At 71.6% G+C, this 11,631-nt stretch carries 7 protein-coding genes and 1 pseudogene; 3 read left to right on the forward strand and 5 right to left on the reverse strand.

All coding sequences use genetic code 11. The features are described from left to right. Positions 1-71: 71 nt before the first annotated feature. The gene (locus C6361_RS19070) at positions 72-1,238 is read left to right on the forward strand and encodes a C45 family peptidase (protein WP_107262211.1); all 1,167 of its coding nucleotides are present in this window, start codon (positions 72-74) and stop codon (positions 1,236-1,238) included. Positions 1,239-1,325: 87 nt separating this feature from the next. Here C6361_RS19070 and C6361_RS19075 read toward each other — a convergent pair whose 3' ends face one another. Then, positions 1,326-3,533, reverse strand: coding sequence for an immune inhibitor A domain-containing protein (locus C6361_RS19075; RefSeq protein ID WP_199853020.1), 2,208 nt, complete (start codon positions 3,531-3,533; stop codon positions 1,326-1,328). Between the two features lie 510 nt (positions 3,534-4,043). Then, positions 4,044-6,011: an acetate--CoA ligase gene (gene acs / locus C6361_RS19080; protein ID WP_107268536.1), complete on the reverse strand. Its 1,968-nt coding sequence runs from the start codon at positions 6,009-6,011 to the stop codon at positions 4,044-4,046. 281 nt (positions 6,012-6,292) lie between these two features. Between acs and C6361_RS19085 the strand changes: the two are divergent. Then, positions 6,293-7,060 (forward strand): annotated as a pseudogene (locus C6361_RS19085) (hypothetical protein); the annotation flags it as partial. Positions 7,061-7,159: 99 nt separating this feature from the next. Here the strand turns inward: C6361_RS19085 and C6361_RS19090 are convergent. The 3 genes from C6361_RS19090 to C6361_RS19100 all read right to left on the reverse strand — a co-directional run bounded on the left by C6361_RS19090 (position 7,160) and on the right by C6361_RS19100 (position 10,174). After that, positions 7,160-7,960, reverse strand: coding sequence for an HAD family phosphatase (locus C6361_RS19090; protein WP_107262214.1), 801 nt, complete (start codon positions 7,958-7,960; stop codon positions 7,160-7,162). A 646-nt stretch (positions 7,961-8,606) separates the two neighbouring features. Further along, positions 8,607-9,020, reverse strand: a complete 414-nt coding sequence (locus C6361_RS19095; protein ID WP_107264357.1) for a VOC family protein — start codon at positions 9,018-9,020, stop codon at positions 8,607-8,609. Between the two features lie 101 nt (positions 9,021-9,121). Continuing rightward, the gene (locus C6361_RS19100) at positions 9,122-10,174 is read right to left on the reverse strand and encodes an alpha/beta hydrolase (protein ID WP_107268537.1); all 1,053 of its coding nucleotides are present in this window, start codon (positions 10,172-10,174) and stop codon (positions 9,122-9,124) included. A 330-nt stretch (positions 10,175-10,504) separates the two neighbouring features. Between C6361_RS19100 and ssd the strand changes: the two genes are divergently transcribed. Beyond that, positions 10,505-11,620 (forward strand): septum site-determining protein Ssd, encoded by a 1,116-nt coding sequence (gene ssd, locus C6361_RS19105; RefSeq protein WP_107268538.1) that lies wholly within the window; start codon positions 10,505-10,507, stop codon positions 11,618-11,620. Positions 11,621-11,631 lie beyond the last annotated feature (11 nt).

Below are 11,631 nucleotides of genomic sequence, written 5' to 3' on the forward strand. Positions count from 1 at the left end.
GATCAGTAACGGTGACTACGGGATCGGTAACGGCGGTGACGTCTACCGGGCCGGCCGGTTAGCGTGCTGGCATGACTTCCGCCCGTCGACTCGACCACTCCGACCTGCCGCTGCCACTGGTCCGGGTGCAGGGCACCCCGGCCGAGTGCGGTGCCGGGTACGGTGCCGCGGCCCGTGACCTGATCACCGCCAACCTGGAGTTCTACCTGCGCCGGTTCCGCGAGGAGGGCGGGTTGGACGACGCGGCGGTGACCGCCGCCGGCCGGGCCTTCCGGGAGGCGACCCGCCGGCACCATCCCCGGGTCGCCGAGCTGCTGGACGGGGTGGCGGAGGGGGCCGGGGCCGCGGTCGAGCGGATCTACGCGCTGAACGCGCGTACCGAGCTGATCTACGGCCGGCACCGGGACGGCGGGTCGGCCGTGCCGCCGGACGCCGATGCCGGTGGCTGTACCGCCGTCGGGGTGCTCGGCACCCACACCGGCAGCGGTCACCTGCTGCTCGGGCAGAACTGGGACTGGCACCCGGACCAGCGGGACGTGATGCTGCTGCTGGCCACCCGGGACGAGCGCGGGCTGACCGTGCTGACCCTGACCGAGGCGGGCATGGTCGCCAAGACCGGGCTGAACTCGGCCGGCGTCGGCGTCTGCGTGAACATGCTCGGCTGTGACCGGGACGGGCTGCCGGGGGCCGGGGCCGAGCCGGGGGTGCCGTACCACGTGCTGCTGCGGGCGGCGCTGGAGGCGGAGAGCCTGACCGAGGCGTTGAAGGCCACCTTCCGGGGCAACCGGAACAGCTCGATCAACCTGCTGCTCGGGCAGGCGGCGGAGGCCGGCGGCGAGCTGATCGACCTGGAGCTGGTACCCGGGGACGCCGGCTGGCTGCACCCGGTGGACGGGTACCTCACGCACGCCAACCACCTGGAGACGGGGCTGCCGGTCTACGACACGATCAAGGACCTCGGCGGCTCGTCGCTGTTCCGGTCCGCCCGGGCCAGGCGGCTGCTGGCGCCGAAGGCGGCGGTCGGCAAGGTCGGCGAGGGTGACCTCGCGGCACTCTTCCGGGACCACGCGAGTTTTCCGCACGCCATCTGCCGGCACGTCGACGAGCGGATGCCGCCGGCCGAGCGCTCCGAGACGGTCTACTCGGTGCTGCTGGACCTGGACGACCGTCGGTTCGGCATCGCGGCCGGGCCGCCCTGCGAGCACCGGTACGGCTGGTTGGACCTGGCCGCCGGCTGAGGCTGACCGCGTCGGGCGTGGACGCGAGCGGGGCCGGAAGCGCTGCGTGCGCTTCCGGCCCCGACCGTGGTACGTCAGATCAGCCGATCAGTTGGTGATCTTGATGATCGCCAGGTCACTGATGAGGCGGTTCTCCAACAGCAGCTCGATCTTGGTGCCGGTGCCGGCGACCTTGACCGAGTTCATCGGGTTCTGCGCCGACCAGTACCGGTTCGGGTCCGAGTCGTTGAAGACCGTCACCGGGTTCAACTTCGGCACCGTGGTCGCCACCCCGTTGAGGTGGAACGTCTGCGCCGGCTTGGCGAACCGGCTGAACGTGGCGTCGTAGCTGCTGCGCCGGTTGGTGACGTTGCCGACCCCGGGCACCGTGATCGGGCCGGGCCGGACGTCGACCGGCAGGTTCAGGCCGAAGCCCGGGTGCACGATGGTGTCGTTGTCCTCGTACGCGTAGTTCACGTACCAGACGAGCAGACCCTGCGGGTTCTTGAACCGCTCCACCCAGTCCGGCTTCGAGTTCTGCCAGCCGAAGTTGTACGGACCGGTCTCCAGGGTCTTGTCGTACCCGTAGTAGGTCCGGTATTCGGCGATGTAGAAGCGCGGACGCAGCTCGGTGACCGAGCCGACCGACCGGGTGAAGCCGCGGGCGGTCCACTCCGGCTGCTCGGTCTCCGCCCCGTCGGTCCAGACCGGCGTACCGTTCTTGACCAGCGAGATGTTGTCCAGGAACGCACCGGCGAGGTTGGTGCCGTTGTCGCTCTGGTAGCGGTAGCGGAACTGCACGCTCTGGCCCAGGTACGCCGCGAGGTCGTAGTTCAGGTCGACCCACTCGTCGTTGGTGGAACCGTCGATGCCGCTCTCGCCCGGCTCGATCAGCGGGTTGGTCAGCTTGGCCCAGGTGGACCCGCCGTCCGTCGACACCTCCGCGAAGAGGTAGTCGAAGTTCTCCTCGATCTCGTACCACGCCTTGGCGTTGACCGAGGCGCTGGTGGCACCGCTGAGGTCGAGGGTCCGGGTCAGGGTGTTGTTCAGGTTGTCACCGGTGCCGCCCCACCACTCGCGCTCGCCGGCGAACGGAGTGTTGTACGGGATGGTGACCTCCTGGCCGGGCAGGTTCACCACGGTCGCCTGGGCGAGGCCGTCGGTGTCGCCGGCCGCCCCGAGGGTGGCGTACGTGGTGCCGCTGTCCCAGTCCACGGTCGAGTAGTTCAGCCAGCCCAGGTAGAGCTTGGACCACGGGTCCATGTAACCGGGCTTGGTGCCGATCTCCTGCTTGCCCTCGTTGAGCCAGGAACCCGAGGCCATCAGGCTCCAGAACCCGACGCCGTTGTCGCCGCCCTGGGTGTCGTAGAGGTCGGGCAGGCCGAGGTCGTGGCCGTACTCGTGGGCGAAGACGCCGAGGCCACCGTTCTCCGGCTCCGTGGTGTAGTCACGGATCCAGATCCCGCTGTCACCGATCTGCACCCCGCCGGCCTTGTTGAACTCCGGCCCGGCCGAGCCGGCCAGGTCGGTGAAGGCGGCCCAGCGGTGCGACCAGATCGCGTCCGCGCCCTGTGCGCCGCCGCCGGCCTCCTCGCCCTCTCCGGCGTGCACCGCCTGGAAGTGGTCGATGTAGCCGTCGGCCTCGTTGAAGTCCCCGTCGCCGTCGTGGTCGTACCGGTCCCAGACGTCGAACTGGGCGAGGTACTGCTTGATCTGCTCCTGGGTCTTGCCCGCCGCCACCTGCGACTCGTACCAGGCGGTGGCGGTGTCCTTGACGAAGTTCCAGTAGCCGTCCCGCTCGGCGATCTCGTTGCTGCCGTACCGGGCCTCGTTGAACGGCACCTTGACCCAGTCGCTGACGTCGCCACCGACGGTGTACCGGCCACCCGACTGCTTCAGGTAGAAGTCGGCCATCGACTCCTTGCCCTTGGCGTAGAAGAGGTCCAGGTACGACTGGCGGTTGTAGTCGGCGCGCCAGATGGTGCTGTTGTCGTCGGTCGCGCCGCCGTCGTAGACCCGGTCCGGCTCCTTGATCTGGTTGTGCAGCGGGCCGTCGGTGCCGCCGGTACGCGGGTCCTTCTGGTTGCCGAACTCGACCAGGATGCTGAAGATCGGGTCGCTCTTCGGCGGCTGCTGGTACTCGACGAACCGGTCAGCCTTGATCTGGATGACCTTCGACCCGTTGCGGGTCTGTAGCTTGGCCTTGCCGGAGAGCAGGGCGGAGATGGCCTCCCTGCGGACCTGCTGGTGCTCCTCCGCGAGCGGGTCGGGCAGGTTGTCGGCCCGGTGGGCCGCGCCCTGGGGTTCCCGGTCCACGGGGGCAGGCGCCGCCGGAGCGGCGGACGCCGGCACGGCGACCGCACCGGCGGCCAACAGCGCGGCCGTGGCACCCGCCAGACCGGCTGTGACTCGTCTCCTCAAAGGTCCTCCTCCTTTGTGGAAGTGTTACAAGACAGGCCGGCTCTTGGCGGGCACTGTCATCAGAAGCGACCACCACCATTGCAGATCGACCGAACCCTGTCACGGGTCGAGGACGGCTCGTCGGGGTGGTCGGATCCACGTCTAATCAGGGCGAAAGCATTCTAACGGTCACCTATTTTCGGACATGGGAATGTCACGATTCGGCCACGGCGGGAACCCTGGCCGTTCGTACCACGTCCGCGCGGCGGCAACCGTGTATGAGCAGCGGGTGCCGCGCGGTGGCCGTACCCGCTGAGCAGCCCGACCACCCCCGGCCCGCACGACGATGGGCGGACCCGGAGCGGGTCCGCCCATCGTGTTGCCCACGGTCCCGGCGGTGGTCGTCGCCGGCCCGGTCGTCGCCGGTCAGTCCTCGTCGGACTTGCCGGAACGCATCCCGGAGGAGATCAGGTCCATCACCGAGGAGTCCTGCAACGTGGTGACGTCACCGAGCGAGCGGTTCTCGGCCACGTCGCGCAACAACCGGCGCATGATCTTCCCGGAGCGGGTCTTCGGCAGCTCCGGCACCAGCATGATCTGCCGGGGCTTGGCGATCGGGCCGAGCGTCTTCGAGACGTGCTCCCGCAACTCGGCGATCAGCGCCTCGCCCGCCTTCCCCTCGCTGTCGACGGAGCCGCGCGGGATGGTGAAGGCGACGATCGCCTGCCCGGTGGTCGGGTCGGTCGCGCCGACCACCGCCGCCTCGGCGACCGACGGGTGCGAGACCAGCGCCGACTCCACCTCGGTGGTCGAGATGTTGTGCCCGGACACCAGCATCACGTCGTCGACCCGGCCGAGCAGCCACAGGTCGCCGTCGTCGTCCTTCTTCGCACCGTCACCGGCGAAGTAGAGCCCCTCGAACCGGGACCAGTAGGTGTCGATGAACCGCTGGTCGTCGCCCCAGATCGTGCGCAGCATCGACGGCCACGGCTCGGTCAGCACCAGGAAACCGCCGCCACCGTTCGGCACCGGCCGCGCCTGGTCGTCCACCACCTCGGCGCTGACCCCCGGCAGCGGGCGCATCGCGCTGCCCGGCTTCGTCGAGGTCACCCCCGGCAACGGGGAGATCATGATGCCGCCGGTCTCGGTCTGCCACCAGGTGTCGACGACCGGGCACTCGCCCCGGCCGATGTTCTCCCGGTACCAGATCCACGCCTCCGGGTTGATCGGCTCGCCGACGCTGCCGAGCAGGCGCAGCGAGGAGAGGTCGTACTCCCGGGGGATGTCGTCGCCCCACTTCATCATGGTCCGGATCAGGGTCGGCGCGGTGTAGAGGATGCTCACCCTGTGCTTCTGCACCAGCTCCCAGAAGCGGCCCTTGTGCGGGGTGTCCGGGGTGCCCTCGTACATCAGCTGGGTGGCGCCGTTGGCCAGCGGGCCGTACACGATGTAGGAGTGCCCGGTCACCCAGCCGATGTCGGCGCTGCACCAGTAGACGTCGGTCTCGGGCTTCAGGTCGAAGACCGCGTGGTGGGTGTAGGCGACCTGGGTCAGATAGCCGCCGGAGGTGTGCAGGATGCCCTTCGGCTTCGCCGTCGTGCCGCTGGTGTAGAGGATGAAGAGCGGGTGCTCGGCGTCGAACGCCTCGGCGGTGTGCTCGGTCGAGGCGGTCTCCACCGTCTCGTGCCACCACAGGTCCCTCTCGTCGTTCCAGGCCACCTCCTGCCCGGTACGCCGGACCACCAGCACCCGCTCGATCGTCGGGCACTTGGCGACCGCCTCGTCGACGGTCGGCTTCAGCGCCGACGGCTTGCCCCGGCGGAACCCGCCGTCGGCGGTGATCACGACCTTGGCGCTGGCGTCCTGGATCCGGTTGGTCAGCGCGTCGGCGGAGAAGCCGCCGAAGACCACGCTGTGGGTGGCGCCGATCCGGGCGCAGGCGAGCATCGCGGCCGCCGCCTCCGGGATCATCGGCAGGTAGATCGCCACCCGGTCACCGGCGGTCACCCCGAGGTCGGTCAGCGCGTTCGCCGCCTGGCTGGTCAGGGCCAGCAGGTCGGCGTAGGTGAGGGTACGGGTGTCCCCGGGCTCGCCCTCCCAGTGGATGGCCACCCGGTCGCCGTGCCCGGCGGCGACGTGCCGGTCCAGGCAGTTGTAGGCGACGTTGAGCTTCCCGCCGACGAACCACTTCGCGAACGGCGGGTTCGACCAGTCGAGGATCTGGTCCCACTCCTTCGCCCAGTCCAGCCGGCCCGCCTGCCGGGCCCAGAACGCCAACCGGTCCCCGGCGGCATCCTCGTAGGCGTCCGCGGTGACGTTGGCGGCGGCGGCAAGGTCGGCCGGCGGCGGGAACTGCCGGGTCTCCTGCAAAAGGTTAGCCAGAGTCTCGCTCATGGTGGGTGGCTCCTCAGGCATCGCGTCAGTGTCGTTCGGTAGGAGGTTAATCGGGCCTGGTAGCCGGGGCGAGGGGTCCGTGCCACTCGCGCGACCAGACGCGCCGAATGGCCGCGTTGCGGCGCTCGCCGGTCACGCCGGCCGCCCCGTCGACGGCGGGTGCGGGTTCCTGCGCCCGGCGCTGGCCTGCCCGGACCGCTTCCGGCGCCCGGCGCTGGCCTGCCCGGACCGCTTCCGGCGCCCGGCGCTGGCCTGCCCTGACCGGCAACTACGGTGACAGCATGGCCACCGACCCGCTCGCCCCGCTGCTCGACCTCGCCGACGTCGCGCCCGCCGTCGACCGGGCCCGCGAGCGGGTCGACCAGGCGCTGCGGCACCGCGCGTTGCGCCGGCACGGCGGCCAGGTCGCGGCCGAGGTCAGCCTGCGGTCCGCGGTGGCCAGCTCCGCGCTGGAGGGGTACGCCCACGAGCGCGAGACGGTCCGCGCCGGCACCGTGACCGACCCGGTACTCCAGGGTGCCCTCCGGGTCGCCGGTGCGCTGCCCGGACTCGCCGACCTGTGGCCGAAGGCCCCCCGTCAGGTACTCGCCCGACTGCACACCCTGGCCGCCCGCGCGGCCGTACCGGAGGAGGCGCTCGGCCGCCCCGCCCCGGAGTACGCCGCCGAAGCCTCTGGCATGGCGCACGCGCTCGGCGCCCGGCTGGACGGGCTGGCCGGACTGGTCGCCGGTGGGACGTCGGTCCCGCCGGTGGTGCTGGCTGCCGTCGTACACGGGGAACTGCTGGCGCTGCGACCCTTCGCCGGGCCGTCCGGGGTGGTGGCCCGGGCCGCCGCCCGGCTCACCCTGCTCTCCACCGGATTCGACCCGCGCGGCCTGATCGCGGTGGACCTGGGGCACCTGGAACGCGAGCCGGAGTACGTCGGCGCGGCCGGCGCCTTCGCCACCGGTACCCCGGACGGGCTCCGCTCCTGGCTGCGGCACTACGCGACGGCGGTGGAGATCGGCGCGGAGCGGCTGACCGAGGTTGGCGACGAGGTCCTGGCGAGCCCGCCGCCCGCCGACGCTCCGCCGGACGGGTCGACGGCCGCCGGATCCGGTCCCGGTGACCGGGGACCGGTCGAACCCGATGGTGTCTGATCGGGTCGGTCAGGCGGTGGTGGCGCGGGCCCGGCGGTGCCGGCCGTACCAGGCGATGCCGATGGCGACCCCGACGCCGACCCCGATCGCCGCCGCTGCCACCGGCACGGCGGGACGCTCCCGGAGGCGGCGACCGATCGGCACCGGGTGCCGGAACTCCAGCACCGGCCAGCCGTTCTCCACGGCGAGCTTGCGCAGCGCCCGGTCCGGGTTGACCGCGCTCGGATGGCCGACACACTCCAGCAGCGGACGGTCGCTGACCGAGTCGGAGTAGGCGTAGCAGGCGGACAGGTCGTAGCCGCGCTCCTTGGCCAGCTCGCCGACCGCGTCGACCTTGCTCGGGCCGGCAGCGTAGAACTCGACCTCGCCGCTGTACCGGCCGTCCACCACGGTCATCCGGGTAGCGATCACGTCGGCGACACCGAGGAGTTCACCGATCGGCCGGACCATCTCCTCGCCGGAGGCGGAGACGAGTACGACGTCCCGGCCGGCCGCCTGGTGCTCCTCGATCAGGGCGGCGGCCTCGGCGTACACGTAGGGGTTGATCAGCTCGTGCAGCGTCTCGGCCACGATCTGCCGGACCTGCTCCACCGGCCAGCCCTTGCACAGGGTCGCCAGATAGTCGCGGGTACGCGCCATCGTCTGCTCGTCGGTGCCACCCAGCCGGAACATGAGCTGGGCGTACGCGGACTTGACCACGTCGCGGCGGGTGATCAGCCCGTCCCGGTAGAACGGCCGACCGAACGCCAACGCGCTCGACTTGGCGATGACGGTCTTGTCCAGATCGAAGAAAGCGGCGCTTCGGCCCACGGCGCGAAAGTCTAGCCGGATGGTCTATGGTCAGCGGGTGCGCGGGGTCACGTTTGGCACCTGCCGACCGGTTACCCCCTGATCGGCCGATCAGCCTCAGCGTGATCACGGTCACAGGGTGAAGGCGGACTTTCGCAGGGAGTGGAAGTTAACGCCACTCGACGTATACGGGTCGACTCAGGCATGCTTGTAGTTGCGACACACTTTCATATCCTCTGTGCTCGGTAGACCTCGGCGGTCGCACCCCCCGTGACCGCCGGGCGGGTTCGGCTCGACCCCCCCGGAGCCGAACCCCAGACGACCCCCGTCTCCCCCCGACGGGGGTCGTCGCTTTTGCCAGTTAAGCGTATTCACGCTGGTCACGGTGGTCGCGACTGTTTCGGGTACCCGATTGCGCCCGGCCGGCGTCCCCGGACCACGCCCGCCGCGCCGCGCCGCCCGGCGGGCGGAGAACCGGCACCCCGTACGGGCCGGAGCGGAATCCGTTACTACTCAACTGATCCGGCGCCTCCTACTCAAACAACGGCGCGTCTACCTGTGCGGTCGACCCGGTCGCCCGGAGCAGCCCCGTCGCTCGGCGCCAGCCCGTCGCTCGGTGCCAAGGCCCGGATGCCCGGATGCCCGGCTGCGCGGAGTGGTCCGGTTGCTATCCGAAGTCGGCGGCGGTGATCCCGTCGGCGTGCCCCGGTGGCCACTGCACCAACTCGATCCGGTAGCCGTCCGGGTCGGTGAGCCACGAGGTCTGCGGGCCGCGGGCACCGGCGGGTCGTTCCACCGGGCCCGGCCAGAGACCAGCCCTGATCAGCGCGTCGACCGTGCCGGCGATGTCGTCGACCTGGACGACGAGGTGGCTGAAGCCGGTGCCCACGTCCACCGGTCCGTCGGCCGGCCGGTGCACCAGCTCCAGCGTCACGAAATCCTCGTCCGGAAACTTGAGGACGGTCAGGCTGGCGCCGTCCCCGACGTCGACGCGGCCGACCGGGACGTACCCGAGCGCGGTGTAGAAGGCGAGCGACGCGGCGAGGTCCGAGACGCGGTACGCCGTGTGGAGGGTCTTCACCAGGCCAACCATACGAGGGCGGGGCCGATACGGCTCGCCTCCGGCCGGGCGTCCCGGTCGGCCGCCGTCGACGTCCGGCGATGCGTCCGCACCCCGGTGGGCTACTCGTGGTGCAGGGCCTGGGCCAGCGTCGCCGCGGCCTGGGCGGTGACCGCCTGCGCGGCCTGGGTGGTGGCCAGCGAGTCCAGCATCGCCATGTCGTGGATGATGCCCTGGTAGCGCACCTGGGTCACCGGTACGCCGGCCCGACGCAGCTTTGCCGCGTACGCCTCGGCCTCGTCGCGCAGCACGTCCGCCTCGTTGGTGGTGATCAGGGTGGGCGGCATGCCCCGGAGCTGCTCCGGGCCGGCCCGCAGCGGTGACGCCATCGGGTCGGACCGCTCGGCCCGGTCCGGCAGGTACTGGTCCCAGAACCACATCATCTGCTCCCGGGACAGGTAGTAACCGCTGCCGAACTCCTGATAGGACGCGGTGTCGAAGTCGGCGTCGGTGACCGGATAGAGCAGTACCTGCCGGGCGAAGCGCGGCCCGTCGCGCCGGCTGGTCAGCATCGTCACCACCGTCGCCAGGTTGCCGCCCACCGAGTCGCCGGCGATGGCGATCCGGGTCGGGTCCAGGCCGTAGTCGTCGCCCTGGCTGGCCAACCACTGCGCCACCGCGTAACACTCCTCGATCGCGATCGGATACCGCGCCTCCGGCGCCCGGCTGTACTCCGGGAAGACGATCGCCGAGTTGGACCGCACCGCGAGTTCGCGGATCAGCCGGTCGTGGGTTAGGGAGTCGCCGAAGACCCAGCCCGCGCCGTGGATGTAGAGCACCGCCGGCAGCATGCCGCCGACCCCGCGCGGCCGCATCATCTCCTCGGCGGCGGCGCGGAGGCGGTCGCCGAGCCCTCCACCCGGGCTGCCGAGCCGGCCGGCGCCCCGCGGCTTGACGATCCGCACCGGTACCTGCCCGGTGGGGCCGCCGGGCACCATGATGTCCTCGATGTCGACCTCCGGGCGGGGGATGCTGCCCGACTGCATCTCGACGAGCTTCGCCCGCCCCTGCTCCGGGCCGAGCTGGAACGGATACGGCGGGTTGGCCGTCGCCCGGACCACCTCCTGCGCGGCCGGTTCCAGCACCACCGAGGTCATGCGCACGGACTGCGCCATCACGGCTCCCTCTCCCGATCTGCCCGGTTGCGTCGCGCGGTAGCGACCCTCGCGCGGCTCGGGTACCCCAGCCGGAGGCGAATATGGCCTGGTCGCCGCCGGCCGACCAAACCCCTTCGGGTACGCGGGCAGCCGCTCGTACCCGCTGTCGGGATCGCCGCTGAAGCCCTGGTGCGCATACCAGATCCATCGACTCGACGGGCGTTGTCCACAGCCACCCCGGTTATCCACAGCCCGGATTCCGGTGCCGGCAGCGGAGGTTTCGGGACGCCAGGGTGTGGCGGTAACCGGACCGCCCGTTGGAGCCGGATCCCACCGCTGGAGGACGTGATGCCACCGCGTACCCCGGTCCGCCCCGGACCGCGCCTGCCCCTGGTCGTGACCTCGGACAACGAGCTACTTGACGAGCTGCTCCGGCTTGCGGCGGCGGGTGGCGGCGAGGTGGAGGTGGCCGCCGAACCGGCGTCGGCCCGGTCCCGATGGGCCGCCGCGCCGCTGGTGCTGATCGGCACCGACCAGGCGCAGGCCTGCCTGCGGGCGAGGCTGCCCAGGCGACCGCGCGTGATCCTGGTCGGCCGCTCGGGGGAGGAGGACGGCGGCTGGGAGGTCGCCGGACTGCTCGGTGCCGAACACGTCGCCGTACTGCCGGCGGCCGAGCCCTGGCTCGTCGACCGGTTCGGCGAGTGCGTCACCGGTCGGGGCGGTGCGGTGGGTGGCCCGGCCCGGATCGTCGCGGTGATCGGCGGGCGCGGCGGGGCCGGCGCGAGCGTACTGGCCGGCGGGCTCGCCATCACGGCGGCCCGGTGCGGCCTGCGTACGCTGCTGGTCGACGCCGACCCGCTCGGTGGCGGCCTCGACCTGGTCCTCGGCTGGGAACAGTTGGAGGGGCTGCGCTGGCCCGCGCTCACCGAGGCGGACGGCCGGGTCGACGCGCCCGCGCTGGTCCGGGCGCTGCCCAGCCGGGGTGACCTGGTGATGCTCTCCTGGGATCGCGGCGATCTGCTGGCGCTGCCGGTCGAGGCGATGGCGGCCACCATGGACGCCGGCCGGCGCGGCCGGGACCTCGTCGTCGTCGACCTGCCCCGGCAGCTCGACGACGCGGCGGTGATCGCACTCCAGGCGGCCGACCAGGCGTTCGTGCTGGTCCCCGCCGAGTTGCGGGCGACCGCTGCGGCGGCCCGGGTGGTCGCGGTCGCGGGGCTGCACTGCGCCAACCTCTCGGTCATCGTGCGCGGTCCCGCCCCGGGCCGGCTCAAGGCCCGCGAGGTGGCCCGGGCGCTCGACCTCCCGCTGGTCGGCACGCTGCGGCCCGAGCCGGGACTCTGCCGAAATCTGGAACGCGGCGAGGCCCCGGCGGCGGCCGGACGCGGTCCGCTCGCGGCGCTCTGCCAGCGCATCATCACCGACCTCACCGGTGCGGCCGGCGTTCCGGTGGAGGCGCGATGAGCATCCGGAAG

The sequence above is a fragment of the Plantactinospora sp. BC1 genome (assembly GCF_003030345.1).
Lineage (GTDB): Bacteria > Actinomycetota > Actinomycetes > Mycobacteriales > Micromonosporaceae > Plantactinospora.

Bases quoted from the DNA above. Each gene is read 5' to 3' on its own strand.
- acs (WP_107268536.1), bottom strand. From the start codon at position 6,011: ATGAGCGAGACTCTGGCTAACCTTTTGCAGGAGACCCGGCAGTTCCCG.
- C6361_RS19100 (WP_107268537.1), bottom strand. From the start codon at position 10,174: ATGGCGCAGTCCGTGCGCATGACCTCGGTGGTGCTGGAACCGGCCGCG.
- C6361_RS19070 (WP_107262211.1), top strand. From the start codon at position 72: ATGACTTCCGCCCGTCGACTCGACCACTCCGACCTGCCGCTGCCACTG.
- ssd (WP_107268538.1), top strand. From the start codon at position 10,505: ATGCCACCGCGTACCCCGGTCCGCCCCGGACCGCGCCTGCCCCTGGTC.